Origin of the sequence: Janibacter sp. GS2 (assembly GCF_051200835.1) — a bacterium.
Classification (GTDB): domain Bacteria; phylum Actinomycetota; class Actinomycetes; order Actinomycetales; family Dermatophilaceae; genus Janibacter.
Genome location: NZ_CP195161.1, coordinates 609,872 through 632,706, shown reverse-complemented (window position 1 = coordinate 632,706; position 22,835 = coordinate 609,872). Strand labels below are relative to the sequence as shown.

The 22,835-nt window shown below is 70.6% G+C and carries 24 protein-coding genes and 1 tRNA gene; 12 read left to right on the top strand and 13 right to left on the bottom strand.

Going from position 1 to position 22,835, the window contains the following annotated elements; all coding sequences use genetic code 11:
* Positions 1-38: 38 nt before the first annotated feature.
* The 4 genes from ACR9E9_RS03115 to ACR9E9_RS03100 form a co-directional block, all read right to left on the bottom strand.
* Positions 39-1,160: an acyl-CoA dehydrogenase family protein gene (locus ACR9E9_RS03115; RefSeq protein WP_435203568.1), complete on the bottom strand. Its 1,122-nt coding sequence runs from the start codon at positions 1,158-1,160 to the stop codon at positions 39-41.
* 73 nt (positions 1,161-1,233) lie between these two features.
* Entirely contained in the window at positions 1,234-2,076 is an 843-nt protein-coding gene (locus ACR9E9_RS03110) for a CoA transferase (protein ID WP_435203566.1), read from the bottom strand.
* 5 nt (positions 2,077-2,081) lie between these two features.
* Positions 2,082-4,256 carry a 3-hydroxyacyl-CoA dehydrogenase NAD-binding domain-containing protein gene (locus ACR9E9_RS03105; protein WP_435201591.1) on the bottom strand — a complete coding sequence of 725 codons (2,175 nt, stop codon included), beginning with the start codon at positions 4,254-4,256 and terminating at the stop codon, positions 2,082-2,084.
* A gap of 25 nt (positions 4,257-4,281) precedes the next feature.
* A complete protein-coding gene (locus ACR9E9_RS03100) occupies positions 4,282-5,502 on the bottom strand; it encodes an acetyl-CoA C-acetyltransferase (RefSeq protein WP_435201589.1) in 1,221 nt (406 codons plus the stop codon).
* Between the two features lie 117 nt (positions 5,503-5,619).
* Between ACR9E9_RS03100 and ACR9E9_RS03095 the strand changes: the two genes are divergently transcribed.
* On the top strand, positions 5,620-6,204 hold the full coding sequence (locus ACR9E9_RS03095; protein WP_435201587.1) for a TetR/AcrR family transcriptional regulator: 585 nt from the start codon (positions 5,620-5,622) through the stop codon (positions 6,202-6,204).
* A gap of 21 nt (positions 6,205-6,225) precedes the next feature.
* Here ACR9E9_RS03095 and ACR9E9_RS03090 read toward each other — a convergent pair whose 3' ends face one another.
* Entirely contained in the window at positions 6,226-6,363 is a 138-nt protein-coding gene (locus ACR9E9_RS03090) for a hypothetical protein (RefSeq protein WP_435201585.1), read from the bottom strand.
* Between the two features lie 68 nt (positions 6,364-6,431).
* On the opposite strand from ACR9E9_RS03090, the gene ACR9E9_RS03085 reads away from it, so the two are divergent.
* Positions 6,432-6,725 (top strand): YrhK family protein, encoded by a 294-nt coding sequence (locus ACR9E9_RS03085; RefSeq protein ID WP_435201583.1) that lies wholly within the window; start codon positions 6,432-6,434, stop codon positions 6,723-6,725.
* 27 nt (positions 6,726-6,752) lie between these two features.
* The gene (locus ACR9E9_RS03080; protein WP_435201582.1) at positions 6,753-7,301 is read left to right on the top strand and encodes an NYN domain-containing protein; all 549 of its coding nucleotides are present in this window, start codon (positions 6,753-6,755) and stop codon (positions 7,299-7,301) included.
* Positions 7,302-7,350: 49 nt separating this feature from the next.
* Here the strand turns inward: ACR9E9_RS03080 and ACR9E9_RS03075 are convergent, their stop codons facing one another.
* Entirely contained in the window at positions 7,351-8,229 is an 879-nt protein-coding gene (locus ACR9E9_RS03075; protein ID WP_435201581.1) for a crotonase/enoyl-CoA hydratase family protein, read from the bottom strand.
* A gap of 69 nt (positions 8,230-8,298) precedes the next feature.
* Here ACR9E9_RS03075 and ACR9E9_RS03070 point away from each other — a divergent pair, with 69 nt between their 5' ends.
* Complete coding sequence (locus ACR9E9_RS03070; RefSeq protein ID WP_435201579.1) at positions 8,299-8,862, top strand: DUF421 domain-containing protein; 564 nt, start codon at positions 8,299-8,301, stop codon at positions 8,860-8,862.
* 39 nt (positions 8,863-8,901) lie between these two features.
* Here the strand turns inward: ACR9E9_RS03070 and ACR9E9_RS03065 are convergent, their stop codons facing one another.
* Positions 8,902-9,720: an SDR family oxidoreductase gene (locus tag ACR9E9_RS03065; protein ID WP_435201577.1), complete on the bottom strand. Its 819-nt coding sequence runs from the start codon at positions 9,718-9,720 to the stop codon at positions 8,902-8,904.
* Positions 9,721-9,919: 199 nt separating this feature from the next.
* On the opposite strand from ACR9E9_RS03065, the gene ACR9E9_RS03060 reads away from it, so the two are divergent.
* Positions 9,920-10,765, top strand: a complete 846-nt coding sequence (locus ACR9E9_RS03060; RefSeq protein WP_435201575.1) for an aldo/keto reductase — start codon at positions 9,920-9,922, stop codon at positions 10,763-10,765.
* A 97-nt stretch (positions 10,766-10,862) separates the two neighbouring features.
* Here the strand turns inward: ACR9E9_RS03060 and ACR9E9_RS03055 are convergent.
* A tRNA-Leu gene (locus tag ACR9E9_RS03055) sits at positions 10,863-10,945 on the bottom strand.
* 78 nt (positions 10,946-11,023) lie between these two features.
* Complete coding sequence (locus ACR9E9_RS03050) at positions 11,024-11,155, bottom strand: hypothetical protein (protein ID WP_435201573.1); 132 nt, start codon at positions 11,153-11,155, stop codon at positions 11,024-11,026.
* Between the two features lie 184 nt (positions 11,156-11,339).
* Here ACR9E9_RS03050 and ACR9E9_RS03045 point away from each other — a divergent pair, with 184 nt between their 5' ends.
* The 6 genes from ACR9E9_RS03045 to pknB are packed head-to-tail and all read left to right on the top strand — an operon-like array spanning position 11,340 to position 18,864.
* Positions 11,340-12,275, top strand: a complete 936-nt coding sequence (locus ACR9E9_RS03045) for an FhaA domain-containing protein (RefSeq protein ID WP_435201571.1) — start codon at positions 11,340-11,342, stop codon at positions 12,273-12,275.
* Between the two features lie 34 nt (positions 12,276-12,309).
* Positions 12,310-12,819, top strand: coding sequence for an FHA domain-containing protein FhaB/FipA (locus tag ACR9E9_RS03040; protein WP_435201569.1), 510 nt, complete (start codon positions 12,310-12,312; stop codon positions 12,817-12,819).
* A 1-nt stretch (position 12,820) separates the two neighbouring features.
* On the top strand, positions 12,821-14,053 hold the full coding sequence (locus tag ACR9E9_RS03035) for a Stp1/IreP family PP2C-type Ser/Thr phosphatase (protein ID WP_435201567.1): 1,233 nt from the start codon (positions 12,821-12,823) through the stop codon (positions 14,051-14,053).
* Positions 14,053-15,426: an FtsW/RodA/SpoVE family cell cycle protein gene (locus ACR9E9_RS03030; RefSeq protein WP_435203564.1), complete on the top strand. Its 1,374-nt coding sequence runs from the start codon at positions 14,053-14,055 to the stop codon at positions 15,424-15,426. The genes ACR9E9_RS03035 and ACR9E9_RS03030 overlap by 1 nt, the downstream gene beginning before the upstream one ends.
* Positions 15,423-16,877 (top strand): peptidoglycan D,D-transpeptidase FtsI family protein, encoded by a 1,455-nt coding sequence (locus tag ACR9E9_RS03025; RefSeq protein ID WP_435201565.1) that lies wholly within the window; start codon positions 15,423-15,425, stop codon positions 16,875-16,877. Before ACR9E9_RS03030 ends, ACR9E9_RS03025 begins: the two co-directional genes overlap by 4 nt.
* Positions 16,878-16,923: 46 nt before the next feature.
* Entirely contained in the window at positions 16,924-18,864 is a 1,941-nt protein-coding gene (gene pknB, locus ACR9E9_RS03020; protein ID WP_435201563.1) for a Stk1 family PASTA domain-containing Ser/Thr kinase, read from the top strand.
* 12 nt (positions 18,865-18,876) lie between these two features.
* On the opposite strand, the gene ACR9E9_RS03015 is transcribed toward pknB, so the two are convergent.
* The 3 genes from ACR9E9_RS03015 to ACR9E9_RS03005 are packed head-to-tail and all read right to left on the bottom strand — an operon-like array spanning position 18,877 to position 21,368.
* Positions 18,877-19,851 carry a YihY/virulence factor BrkB family protein gene (locus ACR9E9_RS03015; protein ID WP_435201561.1) on the bottom strand — a complete coding sequence of 325 codons (975 nt, stop codon included), beginning with the start codon at positions 19,849-19,851 and terminating at the stop codon, positions 18,877-18,879.
* A gap of 16 nt (positions 19,852-19,867) precedes the next feature.
* Complete coding sequence (locus tag ACR9E9_RS03010; protein ID WP_435201559.1) at positions 19,868-20,524, bottom strand: aminodeoxychorismate/anthranilate synthase component II; 657 nt, start codon at positions 20,522-20,524, stop codon at positions 19,868-19,870.
* A 16-nt stretch (positions 20,525-20,540) separates the two neighbouring features.
* Positions 20,541-21,368 (bottom strand): DUF881 domain-containing protein, encoded by an 828-nt coding sequence (locus ACR9E9_RS03005; RefSeq protein ID WP_435201557.1) that lies wholly within the window; start codon positions 21,366-21,368, stop codon positions 20,541-20,543.
* 79 nt (positions 21,369-21,447) lie between these two features.
* Here ACR9E9_RS03005 and ACR9E9_RS03000 point away from each other — a divergent pair, with 79 nt between their 5' ends.
* Positions 21,448-21,837 carry a cell division protein CrgA gene (locus tag ACR9E9_RS03000; RefSeq protein ID WP_435201555.1) on the top strand — a complete coding sequence of 130 codons (390 nt, stop codon included), beginning with the start codon at positions 21,448-21,450 and terminating at the stop codon, positions 21,835-21,837.
* Between the two features lie 83 nt (positions 21,838-21,920).
* Here ACR9E9_RS03000 and ACR9E9_RS02995 read toward each other — a convergent pair whose 3' ends face one another.
* Complete coding sequence (locus tag ACR9E9_RS02995; RefSeq protein WP_435201553.1) at positions 21,921-22,835, bottom strand: rhomboid family intramembrane serine protease; 915 nt, start codon at positions 22,833-22,835, stop codon at positions 21,921-21,923.

Below are 22,835 nucleotides of genomic sequence, written 5' to 3'. Positions count from 1 at the left end.
CTGCCTGCAGTAGTTCATATGGACGGCGGAGGGGGGCGCTACAGGGTGCGGGAGATGAGGTCCTTCATGATCTCGTTCGTCCCGCCGTAGATCTTCTGCACCCGGGCACCGGCGTAGAGGCGCGCGATCGGGTACTCCATCATGTAGCCGTACCCGCCGAAGATCTGCAGGCAGCGGTCGATGACATCGCACTGCACGTCGGTCGTCCAGTACTTCGCCCGGGAGGCGGTCGCCGCGTCCAGCGTGCCCTCGAGGTGCAGGCCGACGCAGTAGTCGAGGAAGGTGCGCGCCGCAAGGATGTCGGTGCCGACCTCGGCGAGCGTGAAGCGCGTGTTCTGGAAGGCACCGATGGGCTTGCCGAAGGCCTCGCGCTCCTTGCTGTAGTCCAGCGCGAGATCGTAGGCCAGGCTGGCGGAGGCGACGGCCCCCACGGCGATCACCAGTCGCTCCTGCGGCAGCTGCAGCATCAGCTGGTAGAAGCCCTGGCCCTCCTCCTCGCCGAGCAGGTTGGCCGCGGGCACCCGCATGTCGGTGAAGGCGAGCTCCCGGGTGTCCTGGCCGTGCTGGCCGATCTTGTGCAGCACCCGGCCGCGCTCGAAGCCCTCGAGCCCGTCGACCTCCGCCACGATGAGCGAGATGCCCTGTGCCCCTTCGCCGCCCGTGCGCGCCACGATGACGACGAGTCCGGCGTGGGAGGAGTTGGTGATGAAGGTCTTGGACCCGTTGATGACGTAGTCGTCCCCGTCGCGCCGGGCCGTCGTGCGGATGCGCTGCAGGTCGGACCCGGTCGACGGCTCGGTCATCGCGACGGCACCGACGAGCTCTCCGGAGGCCATCTTCGGCAGCCACTTCTTCTTCTGCTCCTCGGACCCGTAGGCGAGGATGTAGTGCGCGACGATCGAGGAGTGCACCGAGTAGCCGAAGGCGTCGTCACCGCAGCGGCCCTGCTCCCACAGCACCGCCGCCTCGTGGGCGAAGCCGGCGCCCCCGCCGCCGTACTCCTCGGGGATCGAGATGCACAGCAGCCCGGCCGCACCGGCCGCCAGCCAGGTCTCCCGGTCGACCTGGTGCTGCTCGGCGAAGCGCTCCTGGTGCGGGGTCACCTCCCGCGCGAAGAAGGTCCTCGCCAGCTCGGCGACGTCGGTGACCTCGTCCTTCATCCAGGGCGAGACATAGGGCTGGGGCTGCAGGACGTCGGGCACGGGGATCCTCCTGGTGGTCAACGGGCTGGGGTCAGCGAAGGGCGGTCAGGGGGATGTCGTGCTCGTGCGCCCAGACCTGCCAGTCGGCAGCGGTGCGCTCGGCGAAGACCGCACCGAGACGCTCCCGGGTCAGGTCCTCGGGGGTGAGGCGAAGGGCGGCCAGCAGCGCCTGCGTGAAGTGCGGCTCGAGCGCGGCCAGAGCGATCTGCCCCTCGGCGGCCGCGTAGATCCCGTAGACGGGCAGCCCCCCACCGAGCAGCTGCCCGGGCACGGTCAGCCCGTGGGCGAAGGGACGCGACATGGTCTCGGCGAGGTCGGACAGGGCCACCTCCCGGCGGACCCCCTCCCCGAGGCGAGCGCGTGCGACGAGCGCCGCGGACGCTTCCGCGGCAGCGCGCTCGGAGCCGGCGAGGTCCACCACGAGGGTGGTGGGCATCCGCCCTTCGCCGAGCAGGCCGGTGCCCGCCTGGTAGGTCAGGTCGTGACCGGCGGTCTCCGCCTGCTCCCCCGGGTACCCGACGATGTCGACCTGGCAGACCTGCGGGTGCCGCTCGTGGACGCTCGCGAAGTCCAGGTCCAGGCGCCGCAGCGCCGACGGTCGGGAGCTGGTGACGAAGACGTCCACCTCCGCGAGCAGCGCGTCGACCTCGGCGCGGCCGGCCCCGGACTTCAGGTCGACCCGGCGCACCTCCTGCCCGGCGTGCAGCTCGTCGTAGTACGCCCTCGCGAACTGCTCCATCGGGTCACCGCTCGGCGGGAGCACGGTGACCACGCTCGCCCCCTGCCCGGCCAGCCGCGCGACGGCGGCCGGCCCGGGCAGGTTGATGGCGATCGAGAGGACCCGGACACCTGCCAGGGGACCCGAGGTGCCCATGACGCTCACGCGTCGTCGACGAGGGTGCCCTTGGCCGCGCGCTCGGTGAGCCAGGCGGTCGGGCGGAAGCGCTCGCCGTAGGCGTCGGCGAGCTCGTGGGCCCGGGCGACGAAGCCGGCCAGCCCGCCCTCGTAGTTCGTCATGAAGGTCGCCGGCCCACCGGTGTGCGGCGGGAAGCCGATACCGAAGATGCCACCGATGTTCGCGGACACGGTGTCCTTGAGGACCCCGTCCTCGAAGCACTTGGCCGTCTCCAGCGCCATCTGGAAGAGGTAGCGGTCCTGCAGGTCACGAAGGGGGATCTGCGTCCCCGTCGCCCAGCGCTCACGCAGCTCGGGCCAGAGCACCTTGGGCTGGCCCTGCGGGTAGTCGTACATCCCCGCACCGGCGGCCCGGCCCTTGCGGCCGAGCCCGACCATCGTGTCGATGAGCTCCTCGCCCGGGCCCTTGTCGAGGGTGACGCCCTCCGCGGCGGCGGCCTTGTCGGCCTCGGCCCGGATGTGCTGGGTCAGCGTCAGGGAGACCTCGTCGAGCATCGCCAGCGGCGGGGCCGGGAAACCGGCCATCGTCGCGGCGCGCTCGATCGTCATCGGGTCGATGCCCTCGGCGAGCGCGACCGCACCCTCGAGGATCAGCGTGCCGAAGACCCGGCTGGTGTAGAAGCCGCGGCCGTCGCCGACGACGATCGGGATCTTGCGGATCTGCTGGACGATGTCGACGGCACGGGCGACCGCCTCGTCGGAGGTCTTCTCGCCGCGGATGATCTCCACGAGCTGCATCTTGTCCACGGGGGAGAAGAAGTGCAGGCCGATGAAGTCCGCCGGACGCGAGGAGAAGCCCTGCAGGCTGCTGATCGGCAGGGTCGAGGTGTTGGAGCACAGGAGCGTCTCCGGGCCGACCACTGCCTCGACCTCGGCGAAGACCTTCTCCTTGAGGTCGTAGTCCTCGAAGACGGCCTCGATGACGACGTCGACACCGGCGAGGTCGGCAGCATCGGCGGTCGGGGTGATCCGGTCCAGGACGAGCCGGGCCTTCTCCTCCGACATCTTGCCGCGCTCGACGCGCTGGGTGAGCAGCTTCTCCGAGTAGCCCTTGCCCTTCGCCGCGCCCTCGGCGGAGACGTCCTTGAGGACGACGTCGATGCCGGCCATGGCGGCGGAGTAGGCGATCCCCGCGCCCATCATCCCGGCGCCGAGGATGCCGACCCGGCCGACCGTGCTCTTCTCGACGCCCTCGGGACGCAGCGACCCACCGCTGATGGCCTGCAGGTCGAAGAAGAAGGCCTGGATCATCGCCGTCGACTCACGACCGGCGGCGAGCTCGGTGATGTAGCGCGACTCGATGCGGCTGGCGGTGTCGAAGTCCACCTGCGAGCCCTCGACGGCGGCCGACATGATCGCCCGGGGCGACTTCGTCGGGGCGCCCTTGAGCTGCTTGCGCAGGTTGGCGGGGAAGGCCGGGAGGTTCATGGCGAACTTCGGCACGGCCGGGGTGCCACCGGGGATCTTGAATCCCTTGACGTCCCACGGCTTCACGGCCGCGTTCTCGTCGTCGGCGTGCTCCCGGATCCACGTCTTGGCGGCGGGGACGAGCTCCTCGCGGGTCGCGACGAGCTGGTCGATGACGCCCTTCTCGTGCGCGGCCGCGGGGGTGCGCTGCTGACCCTGCAGCAACCAGCCCATGAGGGCCTCCTGGATGCCGAGCATCCGCACCAGACGGGTGACCCCGCCACCGCCGGGGAGCAGGCCGAGGGTGACCTCGGGGAGCCCCAGCTTGATCTTGGGGTCGTCCACGGCGATGCGGTGGTGGGTCGCGAGGGCCAGCTCGAGGCCTCCGCCGAGGGCGGCGCCGTTGATCGCGGCCACGACCGGCTTGCCGAGCTGCTCCAGGCGGCGCAGCTGCGACTTGATGCCCTCGATGCCCTCGAAGAACTCGCCCGCGGTCTCCGGGGTCGTGCTCTGCAGGTCCGTGAGGTTGCCGCCGGCGAAGAAGGTCTTCTTCGCGGAGGCGAGCACCACACCGGTGATCTGGTCGCGCTCGGACTCCAGCCGCTCGACCGTCTCACCCATCGCCTGCGTGTAGGTGGCGTTCATCGTGTTGGCGCCCGCGTTGGGGTCGTCCATCGTCAGGGTGACGATGCCCTCGCCGTCTCGTTCGTAACGGATCATGTTCTCGCTCATGGTTGTCTCAGTCCTATCCGCTGGTTCAGACGCGCTCGACGATGGTGGCAATGCCCATGCCGCCGCCGATGCAGAGGGTGGCGATGCCGCGCTCGAGGTCGCGGCGCTCGAGCTCGTCGACGAGGGTGCCGAGGATCATCGCGCCGGTCGCACCGAGCGGGTGGCCCATGGCGATCGCGCCACCGTTGACGTTGGTCTGCTCCTCGTTCCAGCCCATCTCCCGCATGAGCTTCAGGGCGACCGCGGCGAAGGCCTCGTTGATCTCGACGAGGTCGATGTCCTTCGCGGTCATCCCCGCACGGTCGAGCGCCTTGCGGCAGGCCGGCGCCGGGCCGGTGAGCATGATCGTCGGCTCGCTGCCGACGACTCCGGTGGAGACGATGCGGGCGCGGGGGGTCAGGCCCATCTCCTGGCCGACGCGCTCGTTGCCGATGAGCATCAGCGCGGCACCGTCGACGATGCCGGACGAGTTGCCGGCGTGGTGGACGTGGTTGATCTGGTCGACGGAGTGGTACTTCTCCGTGGCGACGAAGTCGAAGCCACCCTGCTCGCCGATCCCCGCGAAGGACGGCTTGAGACCGCTGAGCGCGTCCGCGCTCGTGCCGGCACGGATCGTCTCGTCCCGGGCGAGGATGGTGATGCCGTTGGCGTCCTTGACCGGGACGACGGACCGATCGAAGTACCCGTTGTCCCACGCGGCGGCGGCGCGCTGGTGCGACTGGGCGGCGAAGCGGTCGACCTCGGCGCGGTCGTAGCCCTCGAGGGTGGCGATGAGGTCGGCGCCGATGCCCTGCGGGACGAAGCCGGTCTCGAGCGCGGTGGCCGGGTCCATGGCCCAGGCGCCGCCATCGCTGGCCATCGGCACACGGGACATCGACTCGACCCCACCGGCGAGGAAGAGGTCCTCGAAGCCGGAGCGCACCCGGGCGGCGACCTGGTTGATCGACTCGAGGCCGGAGCCGCAGAAGCGGTTGAGCTGCACGCCGGCCACCGGCTCGGGGTAGCCGGCCTTGAGCGCGGCGATGCGCGGCAGGACGGCTCCTTGGTCGCCGACCGGGGTGACGATGCCCATGACGAGGTCGTCGATCCGGGCGGCGTCGAGGCCGGGATTGCGCTCACGCACGGCGTCGAGGAGTCCGACGGTCAGGTCGATCGGCTTGACCTCGTGGAGGGAGCCGGACGACTTCCCCTTCCCGCGGGGGGTACGGAGGGCGTCATAGATGACGGCCTGGGGCTGCTCGGGCATGGACCGGCTCCTTCGTGGATGAGCATGTGCGCGATTCATCGTGAACCCTACGCATCCGCTGAACACTTGTGCAATGGTGTGTGTGGTTGTTCACGACGAGAGCGAAGGGAGGTCCCCGTGAGTTCACCCGAGGCAGTGGTCCCCGAGTCCCGCGAGCGGATCCGTTCGGCCGCACTGGCGCTCTTCGCCTCCCAGGGCGTCGGCGCGACGAGCCTGCGCGAGGTGGCCCGCGAGGCCGGGGTGACCCCGGGGCTCGTCGGGCACCACTTCGGCAGCAAGGCGGGGCTGCACACCGCGGTCGACGACCACGTCGTGGCCCTCTTCCGGGACGCGCTGGAGTCGGTCCCGCTCGAGGGCGTGCCCGAGGAGGTCGTCGCGGCCCGGGACCGGGCCATCACCCGGATGCTCGAGGACCACCCCGACGCCCTGGGCTACCTGCGCCGGGCGGTCCTCACGCCCGAGCCGGGCGTGGGACACCTGGCCCGGGGTCTCGTCGAGGAGACGATCCGCCAGGCCACGCAGCTGCGCGAGCGGGGCATCGCGCGCAGCCGCTACCCGGTCGCCGAGCAGGCCGTCGCCGAGCTGGTGCGCCAGCTGGGCAACCGGATGTTCCAGCCGATGCTCGACCACCTGTGGAAGGTGGCCGGCGCCGAGACCACCCCACCGACCGTGCGGGTCGGCTTTCGCCGCGACGGGGACTGACCCCCTTCGCGGGCCCGAGGATCACCCTCTGGGATCGGCGTTCTCCGGGCAGGTGCACCAGTTGTCGGCCGGGATCTGGGCCCGGACATCGGCCACGTGCTCACCGCACCCGGTCCACGTCGTCTTCCCGCAGATCTGGCACTGGGCCGGCTGGCACATCGTCATCACTCCTTGGTGTCGGCTCGGGACCAGCGTAGGCGCTGGCCCGACGGACCATGATGGTCGACATGACACGCGACGACGCCGGCAGCCACCAACTCACGCTGACGATCGGGCGGGAGGAGCTGCGCATCAGGGGCGTCTACGAGACGCTCTCGATCGTCAACGACTTCCTCGCGGGGGTGCTCTTCCTCGTCGGCAGCATCCTCTTCTTCTGGGAGTCGACGATGGTCACCGCCACCTGGCTCTTCGTCCTCGGGTCCGTGCTCTTCGTCGGGCGGCCGACGATTCGCCTGACCCGACGCGTTCACCTCGCGCGGGTGGCTGCCACCCCCTCGACCGAGACCGCACGGGACTTCTGACCCGACCGGGCGCAGTAAGGTCACCCCATGGCTGAGCGCACCACCTACCTCCTCGTCGATGGCGAGAACATCGACGCGACCCTCGGGGTCTCCGTGCTCGGCCGCCGGCCGCAGCCCGAGGAGAGGCCCCGGTGGAACACCCTCCTGGAGTACACCGAGGCCGCGTGGGACCAGCCGGTCAAGGGTCTGTTCTTCCTCGCCGTCGCCGGTGACCTGCCGGCCTCCTTCGTCCAGGCCCTGCTCGCGATGGGTTACCGCCCGGTCCCCCTGAGCGGCGACGGCAAGGTCGTCGACATCGCCATCCAGCGCACGGCCCAGGCGCTCGTCGAGCGCGACGCCGACGTCATGCTCGTCAGCCACGACAACGACTTCGCCCCGCAGATGGAGGCCCTCGCGCAGGACGAGGGCCGCCGGGTGGGTGTCGTCGGCTTCGGCGAGTTCATGGCGGGCGGCCTGCGCCAGATCGAGGGGATGGAGTTCTTCGATCTCGAGTACGACGTCTCCGCCTTCCGCAGCCGTCTGCCGCGCGTCCGCGTGATCTCCATCGACGAGTTCGACCCGCTCGAGTTCATCTGAGGCACGAAGGGGGGCCACGCCCCTCCTTCCGGTGCTCACCCGGTGGGCATCAGGACCTGTCGACCCAGTCCGCGTAGAAGTCGGGCATCTGCGAGGTCCGGCTCGTGAAGTCGGGGTCCCGCTTGTCGAGGAAGGCCGCGACCCCCTCCTTCCCGTCGCCGATGCTCGTGTGGAACATCGCCAGTGAGTCGACCCGGTGGGCCTCCACGGGGTGATCCTGGGCGGCGTTGCGGCGCAGCATCTGTCGGGCGAGGGCCACCGCGACGGGGGACCTCCCCTTCGTCCATCGGTCGGCGAGCGCCCGAGCGGCGCCGATCAGGTCGTCCGGCTCGTGCGGACCGGTGGCCAGGTCGGCGGCGACCGTCGCACCCGCATCGAGGATGTCGGCCGACAGGACGAGGTCGAGGGCGGCGGGCAGCCCGACGATCCGCGGCAGGAACCAGCTCGAGGCCGCCTCCGGGACGATGCCGATGCGCCCGAAGACCAGGCCGAAGCGGGCCTTCGTCGAGACGAGGCGCGCGTCCATCGCCAGCGTCATCGTCGCGCCGATGCCCACGGCGGGTCCGTTGATCGCCGCGATGACCGGCTTGCGGCAGTCGTGGATCGCCAGGGTGACCCGGCCGCCGGTGTCCCGCACCCCGCCCAGCGACTCGTCGTCGAGGTCCCCCATGTCCGCCAGGCCGGGGTCCCTCGACTCGTCGAGACCGAAGACGTTGCCGTCCGCGGTCAGGTCCATCCCCGCGCAGAAGGCCCGTCCGGCTCCGGTGACGATGACCGCACGCACGGAGTCGTCGTCGTTGACCCGGCGGAAGGTGGCCTCGAGCTCGTCGGCCATCTCGACGGTGAAGGAGTTGAGATCCTCGGGTCGGTCGAGGGTCACGGTGAGGATGCCGTCGTCGAGGGCGTGGCTGATCGTCGTGTACGTCATGGCACGACTCTGCCTCACGCGTCGGTGGTTCGGTCACGCGATGGCCGACATCCATGTCACGGTGGGCCGATGGACATGAGCTATTTCTGGACCGGCTGGTCGCCCATCTGGCACACCCTGCTGATGGGAACGGTCGGCTATCTGAGCCTGGTCATCCTGCTGCGCGGGACCGGGCCGCGCACGATGGCCAAGATGACCCCGTTGGACTTCGTCATCGGGGTGACGCTCGGCTCGGCATTCGGTCGCGTGCTCACCGCGGTGAAGGTCTCCCTCGCGCAGGCACTCGTCGCCCTGGTGCTGCTCGTCCTCGTGCAGTGGGTGCTCGCCGCCGCCCGCGCCCGGTGGCGGTTCATGCGCCGGCTGCTCGACTCACCGCCGGTGCTGCTCTACTACGACGGCGAGCTGCAGCGTCCCGCCCTGCGCAAGCACCGGCTGACCGAGGTCGACGTCCACACCGCCGCCCGCCAGTCCGGCCACGGATCGCTGGCCGACCTCCAGGCGGTGGTCCTGCACCAGGACGGTTCGCTCGGCGTCATCGCACGGAGCGCGATGGGCGATGGTTCCAGCCTGTTGCCTTTCATCGAGCGCCATGGGGACGACTCGCTCGAGCCGGACCGGCCAGGGCAGGGGTGATCGCCGGCGGATGAACCCGAGCCACGCCCGGTGGGCGGGTCAGGAGCCGTGCGCCTCCACCGACAGCGGCTGCCACTCGTTCCACGTGGCCAGGCGCGACTCGTAGTCCGCGGTCGCGATCCGCAGCGGCGCCTCGCCGAAGAACACCCGCAGCGGGGGCTGCTCGGCGTCGACGATCCGCAGGATCGGCTCACGGGTCGCAGTGGGGTCGCCGGGGCTCGCGGCCGACGGGCGGCTCTTGGCCGCCTCGCGGACGTCCGCGTAGGCCGGGTTCTCGACGCTGCGGACGGCGGAGGGCCCGGACCAGTCGGTGGCGTACGCCCCCGGCTCGACCAGGGTGACGTGGATGCCGAATCCGGCGACCTCCTGGGCCAACGACTGGGAGAGTCCCTCCAGCGCCCACTTGGACGCGTGGTAGGCACCGACGGTCGCGAAGGCGCTGATGCCACCGATGCTCGACACCTGGATGATGTGGCCCGACCCCTGCGCGCGCAGGATCGGAAGGGCCGCCTGGGTCACCCACACCGCGCCGAAGAGGTTGACCTCCATCTGGCTGCGCAGCTCGTCCTCGGTGAGCTCCTCGACCATGCCGAAGTGCCCGTACCCGGCGTTGTTGACCACCACGTCCAGCCGCCCGAAGTGCGCGGCCGCCCGCTCGACGGCCGCCCGGTCGGCCTCCCGGTCGGTGACATCGAGCTGCAGCGGCAGGACGTCGTCACCGTAGGTCTCGACGAGGGCGTCCAGCGTCTCGGGGTTGCGTGCGGTGGCGGCCACCCGATCGCCCCGCTCCAGCGCTGCCAGCGCCCACTCACGTCCGAATCCCCTGGATGCGCCGGTGATGAACCAGACCTTGCTCACGTGGACCACTCCTCGTCGATCGTCCGGGCGTCGTCTGGACACTCGGTCGCCTGACTGCCGTGACCGGGTCCGCACGCCCCCGGCCATCCTCCTCCACCGCGTCACGATCGTCACCCGGACCGGTCCGGGGTCGAGGCCGCGACGAGCTCGGCCGACGGACCGTGGAATAGCACCGGCGGCACTCGACGCTGACCCATGCATGACTGTTCCGACGCTGAAGCTCAACGACACCACCACCATCCCGCAGCTCGGTTTCGGGGTCTTCCAGATCCCGGCCGAGGACACCAAGCAGGCGGTGCTGGAGGCCCTGGAGGCCGGCTACCGGCACATCGACACGGCTCAGATGTACGGCAACGAAGGGGGCGTGGGCGAGGCCATCGCCGAGTCCGGGCTGGCCCGCGAGGACCTCTTCGTCACCACCAAGCTGAACAACAACAACCACCGCCCCGAGGACGCCAAGCGCTCCCTGCGCGAGTCGCTGGAGCAGCTCGGTCTCGAGCGCGTCGACCTCTTCCTCATCCACTGGCCGATGCCGGGGGTCTACGACGGGGACTTCGTCTCCACGTGGCGGGCCCTGCTGGAGCTGCGTGAGGCCGGTTTGACCACCTCGGTGGGGGTCTCGAACTTCCAGCCGCACCACCTGGACCGGATCGTCTCCGAGACCGGGGAGGCCCCGGCGGTCAACCAGATCGAGGTGCACCCCTACTTCACCAACGACGAGGCCCGCGAGGCCACCCGCCGACACGGGGCCGAGGTCGAGTCGTGGTCCCCGATCGCGCAGGGCGCCGTCCTCGACGACCCGGTCCTCGTCGGCATCGCCGGCGCCGTCGGGCGCACGCCCGCCCAGGTCGTCCTGCGCTGGCACCTGCAGCGCGGCGACATCATCTTCCCCAAGTCGGTGACCCCGGGGCGCATCCAGCAGAACTTCGCGATCTTCGACTTCGAGCTGAGCGAGGAGCAGATGACCTCGGTCAGCGACCTGGACAAGGGTGAGGCAGGGCGTCGGGGACCGAACCCGGACGAGATGAACATCCTGCCCGACTGATCTCGTCCTGAGACGACGAAACCCCCGCCGTGGAGCCTCCACGGCGGGGGTTTCGTGAACCCGGCGGTTCACATTCCGTGAACCACTGTCGTGCGTGTGCGCGAGGGGGGATTTGAACCCCCACGCCCTTTCGGACACTGGCACCTGAAGCCAGCGCGTCTGCCATTCCGCCACTCGCGCAAGAGTGGTGCCCACGAGCCTCACGGCGCGCAAGCCGTCCCATTGTGCCCCACGACCGGCCCGATCCCCAAAGCAGGGTCAACTCCCTTCGCCCACCGCGACGTGCTGGTGCGCCAGGCGGCGGAGCGGGAAGGGCGCCGGGTCCACGAGCACCGTGCCGAGACCCACCTGGCGGACCGCGCCCTCGGGGTCCTGCGGGACGGAGCACACATCGATGCGAGCGCACCATCGAGGCCACCCGCCGCGGCCGGTGGGCCCGCGAGCGCCTGGGGTCCACCGCCGCCTGAGCACGTTCCCGACCTCCCCTTCAGCGCTCCACCAGCCTGCGCCGTTAGGATCGCCGAACCCATGTCCATGGGTTGACGCGCGACCCAGCGAAGGGAGAAGCACGACCGTGAGCCTTTTCGAGCGCATGGAGCGCAAGCTCGAGCGCACCGTCAACGGTGTCTTCGCCCGCGCCTTCCGCGCCGAGGTGCAGCCGCTCGAGCTCGCCTCCGCGTTGCGGCGTGCCATGGATGATCGAGCGACCCTGCTCGGCCGGGGGCGCACGATCGTGCCCAACCTCTTCACCATCGAGCTCGCACCGAGCGACTACGAGCGGCTCACCGAGTTCGACCAGGAGCTCGAGGACGAGCTCGTCGCGGCGGCCCAGGAGCACGCCGAGTCCCAGCGCTACCAGCCCGGCGGCCCGCTGCAGGTCCTCTTCGACGAGGACGACGAGCTGGAGACGGGCGTCTTCCGTGTGCGTCCGGCCACCGCCCGCCAGCGGGCGGAGCGCGTCGAGCAGGTCCGCGCCTACTCCGAGGAGCAGTCCGGCGACGACGACGCCTACGACGAGTACTCCGGGGGCTGGGACCTCGCCGACTGGGACGCCGACCCGGAGTCCGGGGCCTCGGAGCGCACCGTCCGGCGCGCCCCGTCGACGCCCCCTCCGCCGCGATCTGCCCCGACGCCCCGCGCACCCGCCGAGGAGGCCGCCACCGCGGTGCACCGCGCCGAGCCACCGCAGGCCACCCCCACCCCGCAGTCCGTGCACGATCGCCCCTGGCTCGAGGTCGAGGGCGAGCGGTACCCGCTCATCGCGGCGATGACCGTGCTCGGCCGGGACGAGAGCGCCGACGTCGTGCTCGACGACCCGGGCATCTCCCGCCGGCACTGCGAGGTCCGCGTCACCCAGGACGGACCACGCGCGGTCAGCCACCTGCGTGACCTCCGCTCGACCAACGGGACCTTCGTCAACGGCGAGCCCACCGACGCCGTCCGCCTCACCGACGGTGACCGGATCACCGTCGGCCGCACGCACGCCACCTTCCACGTCGGCCGTCGTTGAGCGACGCCGTCCCCATCCCGACAGGAGCACCGAGTTGAGTGAGCTGACAGTCACCGTGCTGCGCCTCGGCCTGCTCGTGCTCCTGTGGGTCTTCGTGCTCTTCGTGGCCCGGGTGCTGCGCACCGACCTCTTCGGCACCCGCGTCGTCAACCGGCGACCCGCGCCGCCGAAGAAGGCCTCCCGCCGTCAGAAGGCGCCGGCGGAGGGCTCCCCCGCCGTCGCCGCGACGCCACGGCCGACACGCAACGCCCGCACCCCCACGCACCTGGTGCTCACCACCGGTCCGCTCACCGGCACCTCGCTGCCGCTGCGTGACGCCGGCGTGCTCATCGGCCGCAACCCCGAGTGCGCCCTCGTCCTCGACGACGAGTTCGCCTCGGGTCGCCACGCGCGGATCATCCGCGGACAGGACGGCTGGTACGTGGAGGACCTCGGCTCGACCAACGGGACCTTCCTCGGCCAGTACCGCGTCGGTGACCCCGTCCCCGTCGAGACCGGGACCGCGATCCGCATCGGCCGCACCGTCATCGAGCTGAGGAACTGACGTGGCGCTGACCTTCCACTACGCCGCACGCTCCGATGTCGGGCTCGTCCGCAAGGACAACCAGGACTCCGGGTACGCCGGGCCCCACCTGCTCGTCGTCGCCGACGGGATGGGCGGACACGCCGGTGGCGACATCGCCTCGGCGACCGTCATCACCGAGCTCGTCGAGATCGACCACGACTCGCTCACCGCGGCCGAGGCCTCCGCCCAGCTGAGCCGGGCCATCACCTCCGCCAACGAGGAGATCGCGCGGATCTACTCCGACAACCGCGAGCTCGAGGGCATGGGCACGACGGTCACCGCGATCATGCGGGCCCGCAACAAGCTGATCCTCGCCCACATCGGGGACTCCCGGGCCTACCTCCTGCGCGAGGGGCGCCTCTCCCAGGTCACCAAGGACCACTCCTTCGTCCAGACCCTCATCGACGAGGGCCGGATCACCGAGGAGGAGGCGAGCACCCACCCGCAGCGCTCCGTCGTCACCCGGGTGCTCACCGGAGGCGAGGAGGACGAGCCCGACCTCGGGGCCCGGGAGGCGCGCGCCGGCGACCGCTACCTGCTCTGCTCCGACGGCCTGTCCGGCTTCGTCGCGCTCGACACCATCGAGGAGATCCTCACCGCCGGCACCGCCCCCGGCCGTGCCGCGGACGACCTGGTCTCCCTCGCCCTTCGTGCCGGGGCGCCCGACAACGTCACGGTGATCGTCGCCGACGTCGTCGACACCGGCAGCCCGTCCACCCAGCCGCAGGTCGTCGGCTCGGCGGCCCTGCGCCGCCCCCGCACGCGCACCGAGGACTCCCCCGCCGCCCGCGCCGCCGCACTGACGCGTGAGGACGTGGACGAAGGGGTGGAGCTGGCCGAGGAGGACGGGTCCGCTCGCGGAGGCCGCTGGCTGCGCCGCATCGGTGCGCTCGTGGTCGGCGTGCTCCTCGTGGGTGCCGTCGTCTACGCCGGCTACGCCTGGACCCAGCAGCAGTACTACCTCGGCGCCCAGGACGGGAAGGTCACGGTCTACCGCGGTGTCGCGCAGGACCTCGGCCCGATCTCCTTGAACTCCGTCGTCGACCAGACGAGCATCGAGCTGTCCGAGCTGCCCTCGTTCTACCGGGACGAGGTCGAGGAGACGATCTCGGTCGGCTCGCGCTCCGACGCCAACCAGCGCGTGGACAGCCTGCGGGTGGCGGCCCAGAAGTGCGGCCAGCTGCGCTCCTCCGGGGAGTCCTGCGGCCGATGATGCGGGCGATCACGACCATCACCCCGGCCCGCGGCCGGAACATCGAGCTGCTGCTCATCGCCCTGGCGATCGGCGTGGTGATCCTCGCCTATGTCAACGTCACCGTCGCCGAGGACGGCGAGATCCCACCGGACCTGCTCGGGCACACCGGTCTGCTCGCCGCGATCGCCCTCGGCGCGCACCTCGTGCTGCGGTGGCGCGCCAGCTTCGCCGACCCGATCATCCTGCCGATCGTCACGCTCCTCAACGGCATCGGCCTGGTGATGATCCACCGGCTCGACCTGGCGGCCGGGAGGGACTTCACCTCCGGCCTGGCGCTGCGTCAGCTCATCTGGACCGGCCTCGGCGTGGCCATCGCCCTCGTCGTGCTCGTCGCCCTGCGGGACCACCGTGTGCTGCGGCGCCTGACCTACACCAGCGGGGCCCTCGCACTCGCCTTCATCGCTCTGCCCCTGACCCCCCTGGGACACACGGTCTACGGCGCCCGGATCTGGATCAAGCTCGGCGCCTTCACCTTCCAGCCCGCCGAGGTGGCCAAGATCCTCCTCGCGATCTTCTTCGCCGGGTACCTCGTCCAGACCCGTGACATGCTGGCGCTCGCGGGGAAGAAGGTCCTGGGGATCACCTTCCCCCGCCCACGGGACCTCGGCCCGCTCGCCATCGCCTGGCTCGCGGCCGCCCTCGTGCTGGTCCTCGAGAACGACTTCGGTACGACGCTGCTGATCTTCGGGCTGTTCGTCGCGATGCTCTACGTCGCGACGGAGCGCACGTCGTGGATCGTCCTCGGGCTGGGATTCGCCGCCGCCGGCGCCCTGATCGTCTACCAGTTCGCCGGGCACATCCAAACGCGAGTCCTGTGCTGGACCGACACCTTCTCCCCGGAGGGCATGGAGCAGTGCGGCCAGCTGTCCACCGGGATCATGGGGATGGCCGCCGGCGGGATCTCCGGCACCGGTCTGGGTCGTGGACGGCCCTGGCTGACGCCCCTGCCCGAGTCGGACTTCATCTTCACCAGCCTCGGTGAGGAGCTCGGCCTGATCGGCGTCTTCGCGATCATCATGCTGTACGCGCTGCTCGTCGAGCGCGGTCTGCGCTCCGCCATCGGTCTGCGCGACGGCTTCGGCAAGCTGCTCGCGACCGGCCTGACCTTCGTCCTGGCCATCCAGGTCTTCGTCGTCATCGGTGGCGTCACCCGGGTCATCCCGCTGACCGGTCTCACCCTCCCCTTCATCGCCTACGGCGGTTCCTCGCTCCTGACCAACTGGACCCTCGTCGCGATCCTCCTGCGGATCAGTGACCACGCCCGCCGGCCCGAGCCGGAGTTCGACCCGGCGTCGATGGACGCACCCACCCAGGTGGTGAAGACGCGATGAACCAGCCCATCCGACGTCTGTCGATGCTCGTGGCGATGCTCTTCGTCCTGCTGCTCGGCGCGAGCACGTGGATCCAGGTCCTCGACGCCCAGGAGATCAACGACCGTGAGGGCAATCGCCGGACCCAGCTGGAGAACTACGCCCGCGAGCGCGGCGAGATCCTCCTCGGTGGCCAGCCGATCGCGACGTCGACACCGACGGACACCGACCTGGCCTGGCAGCGCGAGTACCCCGAGCCGACCCTGTACAGCCACATCACGGGGTACAACTCCTTCACGTACGGCCCCGGTGGCGGCGTGGAGTCCGCGGCCGACGGCCTGCTCTCCGGCCGCGACGACAAGCTCTTCTACGACCGACTCACCGGCACGATCGCCGGCCGTGAGCCCAAGGGCGCCAGCCTCGAGCTGACGATCGACCCGAAGGTCCAAAAGGCCGCCGAGGAGGCGCTCGGCGACCAGCGCGGCTCCGTCGTCGCGCTCGACCCGCGCACCGGGGAGATCCGGGCGATGGTCTCCCACCCGAACTACGACCCGACGCCCCTCGTGAGCCACGACCCGGCCACCGAGAAGAAGGCCTGGGACGAGCTGAACGCCGACCCCGCACGCCCGCTGGTCAACCGGGCCATCGGCGGCAACCTCTACCCGCCCGGCTCGGTCTTCAAGATCGTCACCGCTGCCGCGGCGATCGAGGAGGGGGACTTCGACGAGGACTCCACGCTGCCGGGTCCGGCGGTGCTCGACCTGCCCCAGACCACCGCGGGCCTGCCCAACTCCGACCGCCAGCCCTGCGGGCCCAACGACGAGGTCACCCTCGCCGTGGCGATGCAGAACTCGTGCAACACCGCCTTCGGTTGGCTAGGCATGGAGCTCGGTGGCGACACGATCCGCGAGCAGTCGAGCAAGTTCGGCTTCGGTGACGACCTCGCCATCCCGATGTCGGTCGAGCCGTCGAGCGTCCCCACGGACCTCAACCCGCCCCAGGAGGCGCAGGTGGGGGTCGGCCAGTACGACGTGCGCGTGACTCCGCTGCAGGTGGCCATGGTCAGCGCGGCGGTGGCCAACGACGGTGTCGTCATGCGGCCCCATCTCATCCAGTCGGTCCTCGGCTCCGACCTCTCGACGATCGACGAGACCAAGCCCGAGAAGCTGTCCAAGGCCATGTCGGGAAAGACCTCCGACGAGCTGACCGACATGATGGAGCTCGTCGTCACCCAGGGGACCGGCACCCAGGGTGCCGTCCCCGGCGTGAGCGTCGCCGCCAAGACCGGCACGGCCGAGCACGCCGAGGACGCCCCTCCGCACGCCTGGTACACGGGATTCGCGCCCACCGACAACCCCAGGATCGCCGTGGCCGTCGTCGTCGAGGACGGCGGGCGAGCCGGTAGCGAGGCCTACGGCGGCTCCGTCGCGGGCCCCATCAGCGCATCCGTGATGAAGGCGGCCCTCGAATGAGCCCGCACGTGAGCACCGCACCCACCGCCAAGCCCAGGGAGACAGCATGAGCACGTCGGCACCGCGCCTGCTCGGTGGACGCTACGAGGTGGGCGAGCTCATCGGCCGCGGCGGCATGGCGGAGGTCCACCTCGGCCACGACGCCCGCCTGGGCCGACCCGTCGCGATCAAGATCCTGCGCACCGACCATGCCCGCGACACCGCCTTCCTCACCCGCTTCCGACGCGAGGCCCAGTCCGTCGCCGGCCTGAACCACCGCTCGATCGTCGCGGTCTACGACTCCGGGGAGGAGCGCGTCGAGGAGTCCGGCGGTGCCTCGCTCGACATCCCCTACATCGTCATGGAGTACGTCGACGGCCAGACGCTGCGCGAGGTGCTCAACGACACCCCGACGGGCACCCTCGACCCGGGCGAGGCGGCCCACATCGTCCAGCAGGTCCTCGAGGCACTGGACTACAGCCACGACATGGGCATCGTCCACCGCGACATCAAGCCGGGCAACGTCATGATCACCGATGACGGCAACGTCAAGGTCATGGACTTCGGGATCGCCCGGGCGATCGCCGACACCCAGGCGACGATGACCCAGACCCAGGCCGTCATCGGGACGGCCCAGTACATCTCCCCCGAGCAGGCCCGGGGCGAGACGGTCGACAAGCGCAGCGACGTCTACTCCACCGGCTGCCTGCTCTTCGAGCTGCTGACGGCCCGCACGCCGTACACCGGCGAGCCGATCTCGCTGACCTACCAGCACGTCAACGCCGAGATCCCGCTCCCGTCGTCGGTCAACCCCGACGTCCCGGCAGAGCTCGACGCGATCGTCGTGCACTCACTGACCAAGGACCGCGACGAGCGCTACCCGGACGCGAAGTCGATGGCCGAGGACCTCGAGGCCTACGGCGCCGGCAGGCCCATCAGCCCGGTCGCCACCTCCCGACTCGAGGGCGCGACCACCGCGCTGCCCGTCACCGCACCCCGCGCGGAGGCCAGCCCGGCCCGTCGCGACGACCCCGACACCGCGTCGATGCCGGCGACCGGCGAGCGCCGACGCGGCTCCCGGCTCGGCTGGCTCATCGCGGCACTGCTCCTGATCCCCCTCGGACTCCTCGGGTGGTTCGCCTGGAGCGCCTCCCAGGGTGAGGAGGTCGTCGAGGTCACGGTCCCCAACGTCGTCGGCCGTGAGCAGTCGGTGGCGACTGCGGACCTCAAGGGGCTGGGGCTCGACGTCGCGACCCGGACGACCGCGAGCCAGAAGCCCGCCGGTCAGGTCGTCGCCCAGGACCCCGAGGAGAACACGACGCTCGCCGAGGGTGAGGAGGTGACGCTCACCGTCTCCGACGGGCCGGAGGACGCGAGCGTGCCCAATGTCGTGGGCAAGAGCCGGCAGGAGGCCACCACCGCCCTCGAGGACGCCGGCCTGAAGGTCGGGGACGTCACCGAGACGGACAGCCCCGACCAGGGCAAGAACAAGGTGATCTCCACGCAACCGGCGGTCTCCGAGACGGTGCAGAAGGGCGAGAGCGTCGACCTCGTCGTCGCCAGCGGCGATGTCGAGCTGCAGGACTTCACCGGTCAGGACATCGCGGACGTGCGCTCCGACATCTACGACCTGCGTCTGAAGGTCGCGGAGGAGCCGCAGTCCTCGAGCCAGGAGCCCGGCACGATCCTCCAGCAGCGCCCGGGTGCCGGCACCATCCCCCAGGGTCGGACGGTGACCTTCGTCGTGGCCGAGAAGCCCGCGGCGACCGTGACCACGACGACGTCGCCGTCCACCACCGAGGAGCCGAGCGAGACCACGGACCCGTCGGAGTCCTCCTCCTCGTCGTCGTCCTCCCCGTCGGAGTCCTCCTCGTCCTCGTCCCCCTCCACGACCGAGGAGCCGGAGCCGACGTCCACCAGCCCGACGAGCCCGTTGGAGCCGACGCCGTCGGAGCCGAGCGACACCAAGTCGACGAGCAAGACGACCCAGTCGCCACCGAGCCCCTGAGGGCCACGGGAGTCAGTCCCGGTCGCGTGAGTCCTCGAAGAAGACGTCGATCCGCTGGAAGCCCTTGAGCCGCTGCGCCTCGGCATGCCGGGCGTAGGCTCGCTCGTCGGCCGTGGTGAGCACCACCTGGTCGGTGAAGGGGGTGAGCAGCGCCCGCGGCCACAGCCGCTCCTTGCGCACGACGTTGACCTCGACGCTGAGCATGACGATGACCGCCATCGTGTAGAGGAAGACCAGCAGACCCAGGACGAGGGCGAAGACCGAGTTCAGGCTGCTCGCCCGCTCCACGACCGTGCTCACGTACGCGGCGCCGACCTGCTGCATCCCCTGCCAGGCCAGCCCGGCGATGACCGCCCCGGGCAGGACGTCCCACAGGGTGAGTGCGCGCGTCGTGACCAGGCGCAGGACCACGGCGATGACGTAGATGTTGATCAGGACCGACGCGATCGTCAGGGCCCAGCCGGCCGCCCCGTCGGAGACGATCCAGTTGAGGTAGGCGGTCACGCCGGTCGTCCCGACGATCGTCAGGGCGGCGACGGCGAGCAGCAGCAGGCCCCGCCCGCGGCTGGCGAAGGGATTCGGCCGATCGTTGCGCGGGATCATCCAGGCGGTGTTGTTGGCGTACTGGAGTGCCTGGCCCACGCCCAGTCCGCCGTAGAGCGCCGAGAGACCACCGACGACCAGACCGATCGGTCCGCCGCCCAGGGTGCCGGTCGTGCGCAGCTCGTCACCGACGATCGGGAACTCGGAGATCGCCGAGTCGCGGATCCGCTCCTGCCACTCGGGCTGCCCCTGGAGGACGAAGCCGACGACCGTGGACAGCAGGAGCAACGACGGGAAGAGCGAGAGGAAGCCGTAGTAGGTCAGCAGGGCACAGAGGTAGCCACCGAAGTCGTCGAAGAACTTGTAGATGACCGCGATGGGAAAGCCGAGGACCGGATGCCGCCGCTGGAGACGATCGACCGGGCCGATGCTCGGGTCGGCCACGGGGCCTCCCCCTTCGTCAGCCCGCCGCGACGACGCGGGCGACACCCTCGACGTCACGCACGAGAGGGGACCTGCCGATGCTGAGCTCGACGGCGCTGCCGTCGCCCGCGATGGCCAGCCAGTTGGCGAGGATGCGGTGCCCGTACTCGGTGAGCACGGACTCCGGGTGGAACTGCACACCGTGCAGCGGCAGGTCGCGGTGGTGGGCGGCCATGATGATGCCGGACTCGGTGTGGCCGTTGGGCACGAGGTCGTCGGGCACGGTCGCCGGGTCGATCGTCAGCGAGTGGTACCGCGTGGCGGTGAAGGGAGAGGGCAGCCCGGCGAGGACTCCGCCCTCGTCGTGCAGCACCCGGCTCGTCTTGCCGTGGAGGAGCTCCGGCGCCCGACCGACGGTGGCGCCGAGGACGGCCCCGAGGGCCTGGTGACCGAGGCAGACACCGAGCATCGGCTGTGCCCGCTCCGCGCAGGCCTCGATCATGGCCATGGAGACTCCGGCGCCGTCGGGAGTGCCCGGTCCCGGGGAGATGAGCACCCCGTCGAAGTCCGCGCCGTCCGCGGCAGAGACGGCGTCGTTGCGCACGACCGTCGTCTCGGCACCCAGCTGCTGGAGGTAGCCGACGATGGTGAAGACGAAGCTGTCGTAGTTGTCGACGACGAGGATCTGGCTCACCGACCCAGTATGGACCTCACTCGTCGGAGTCGAGGGCGCGGGCATGCTCCAGGCTCGTCCGGCCGGCGAAGGCCGGGAGCTGATGGTCCTCGTCCGCGGTCACCTCGTACCCGAGACCGACCGCGTCGACGTACTGCTGGTAGATGGCGACCGCAGGGTCCTCGTCGAGGGCCTCCTGCAGCTTCTCCGGATCACCGATCGCCGTGATCGTGAAGGGTGGTGAGTACACCCGGCCCTGCAGGATGAGCGTGTTGCCGACACACCGCACGGCGCTGGTGGAGATCACCCGCTGGTCCATGATCTGCATTCCCTCCGCTCCGCCACGCCACAGCGCGTTGACCACCCCCTGGACGTCCTGCTGGTGGACGATGACGTCGTCGACGGAGAACCCCTCCGGGATCTCCTCGCTCGCGAGGTGGGCATCATCGAGTGAGACGGTCACCGACGGCCCCGTGACCGCCGTGAGCCCGGCATCGTCGGCCCGGGCCCGGGCCCGGCGGTCGAGAGCACTCAGCTGCTTGCTGCCGGGGGCCGCTTCGCGGGTGAGCCGGTCGACGTCTGCGCGCAACGTCTCGACTTCCTGGCCGGAGCGCTCGTTCTCGATGGTCCGCTCACGGATCACGTCGGGCAGCTCCACGGCCTCGCTGCGCAGGTCGGTGCCACGAGCCGTGGTGCTGGACGTGGCGAAGAGCAGCCCCGCACCGAGGGCGATGACGGGCACGAGTGTCGACCACCCCGTGGGGCGGTGGGTCAGCCACGCACGCACGCGGGTCAGCCGCGGGAGTGGGCTCCCCTCGGCGCCCCCGTCACCAGGGCTGGTCCCGGAGGGCTTGTCCTCAGGCACGCGGTTCCCCCTTCGCTCGGTCGGACCGGGTACGACCTCTACGCTAGGCCACGACCCGATCATCCCTAAGGAGCACCCAGTGGCGAAGTCCGCCGACGACGCGAAGGGCGCGACGCCCGAGAAGACGTCCACGCAGAAGAAGGCCCCGACACAGGGGGCCTCCTCCACCTCCGCGAAGGGGGCCGGCTCGCTGTCGCGGTCCGGCGACCCGAGCAAGCGCGCGCAGGCCGACGAGGCCTACGCAGCAGCCGAGCGCAAGGAGCGACACAAGGCCCGCGCCCAGAAGATCGGCAATCCGCCGTGGTTCGTCCCCGTGATGCTCGGCCTGATGGTCATCGGCCTGGTGTGGGTCGTGACCTTCTACATCACGAAGCAGGCCTACCCGGTCGAGAGCTGGGGCACGTGGAACCTCGGGGCGGGGTTCGCCTTCATCCTCGCCGGTTTCGCCATGACCACGCGGTGGAAATAGCCCCAGTTGCACCCGTGTGGACAACTCGGGTTGTCCACAGGGTTGTCCCCAGATGGGGACAAATGACACGCGTGTAACTCGGGTCAGAAGGGGGTGAGAACCCCACTCGGGGCGAGCGCGTACTTCGCGACAGCGAGGGCGACGACGACCACGAGGACCCCGAGGATGCCGCCCCACGCGATGGCGGGGCTGCGGCGGGTGCGCGACGACGCGATGGCCAGCGCCATGAGTCCCCCGGCGACGAGCCCGCCCAGGTGGGCCTCCCAGGCGACATTGGGCACGACGAAGCCGATGACGACGTTGAGGCCGATCACGGCGAGCATCGAGGAGCTGTCCCGCCCGAGGTGGCGGTTGAGGATGATCAGGGCGGCGAAGAGACCGAACACCGCACCGGAGGCCCCGACGATCGGGGCGTAGGCCCCGGGCACACCGGGGTCGACCGGCTGGAAGAGCAGCCAGGTCACCGACCCGGCGAGGGCACTGACCAGGTAGATCGCGAGGTACCGGGCCCACCCGAGCAACCGCTCGATGTACCCGCCGACGACCCACAACGCAAACATGTTGAAGATGATGTGCATCGGCTGGTTGGGGCTGTGCGCGAAGGCCGAGGTCAGCAGTCGCCAAGGCTCGATGGCGCCGAGCGCAGGCGCGAAGGCCACGGCGGAGAAGACGCGCGGCGAGATCAGCTCCCCGACCCACACGAGGACGCAGATCGCGATGATCCCCATCGTCAGATAGGGCTTGCTCGCGCCCGCACCGGCCCGACCGCCGAAGACGGTGAGCTGCGGACGGTCGGCCTTCGCCTGCTCCCGCACGCAGTCCACGCACTGGACACCGACGGCCGCACTGCGCTGGCACTCCGGGCAGGTGGGCCGGCTGCACCGCTGGCAGCGGATGTAGGACACCCGGTCCGGGTGCCGGGGGCAGACGGGGGTCTGCGAAGTGCCGAAACCGCCGCCAGCGTCCTGCCCGCCCCAGTTGGACGGCGGCTGCGACAC

What these genes read in the sequence shown, in the direction of transcription:
- ACR9E9_RS03115 (WP_435203568.1), bottom strand. Translation starts at nt 1,160, where the DNA reads ATGAAGGACGAGGTCACCGACGTCGCCGAGCTGGCGAGGACCTTCTTC.
- ACR9E9_RS03110 (WP_435203566.1), bottom strand. Translation starts at nt 2,076, where the DNA reads ATGGGCACCTCGGGTCCCCTGGCAGGTGTCCGGGTCCTCTCGATCGCC.
- ACR9E9_RS03105 (WP_435201591.1), bottom strand. Translation starts at nt 4,256, where the DNA reads ATGAGCGAGAACATGATCCGTTACGAACGAGACGGCGAGGGCATCGTC.
- ACR9E9_RS03100 (WP_435201589.1), bottom strand. Translation starts at nt 5,502, where the DNA reads ATGCCCGAGCAGCCCCAGGCCGTCATCTATGACGCCCTCCGTACCCCC.
- ACR9E9_RS03090 (WP_435201585.1), bottom strand. Translation starts at nt 6,363, where the DNA reads ATGTGCCAGCCGGCCCAGTGCCAGATCTGCGGGAAGACGACGTGGACC.
- ACR9E9_RS03085 (WP_435201583.1), top strand. Translation starts at nt 6,432, where the DNA reads ATGACACGCGACGACGCCGGCAGCCACCAACTCACGCTGACGATCGGG.
- ACR9E9_RS03080 (WP_435201582.1), top strand. Translation starts at nt 6,753, where the DNA reads ATGGCTGAGCGCACCACCTACCTCCTCGTCGATGGCGAGAACATCGAC.
- ACR9E9_RS03075 (WP_435201581.1), bottom strand. Translation starts at nt 8,229, where the DNA reads ATGACGTACACGACGATCAGCCACGCCCTCGACGACGGCATCCTCACC.
- ACR9E9_RS03070 (WP_435201579.1), top strand. Translation starts at nt 8,299, where the DNA reads ATGGACATGAGCTATTTCTGGACCGGCTGGTCGCCCATCTGGCACACC.
- ACR9E9_RS03060 (WP_435201575.1), top strand. Translation starts at nt 9,920, where the DNA reads ATGACTGTTCCGACGCTGAAGCTCAACGACACCACCACCATCCCGCAG.
- ACR9E9_RS03030 (WP_435203564.1), top strand. Translation starts at nt 14,053, where the DNA reads ATGCGGGCGATCACGACCATCACCCCGGCCCGCGGCCGGAACATCGAG.
- ACR9E9_RS03025 (WP_435201565.1), top strand. Translation starts at nt 15,423, where the DNA reads ATGAACCAGCCCATCCGACGTCTGTCGATGCTCGTGGCGATGCTCTTC.
- pknB (WP_435201563.1), top strand. Translation starts at nt 16,924, where the DNA reads ATGAGCACGTCGGCACCGCGCCTGCTCGGTGGACGCTACGAGGTGGGC.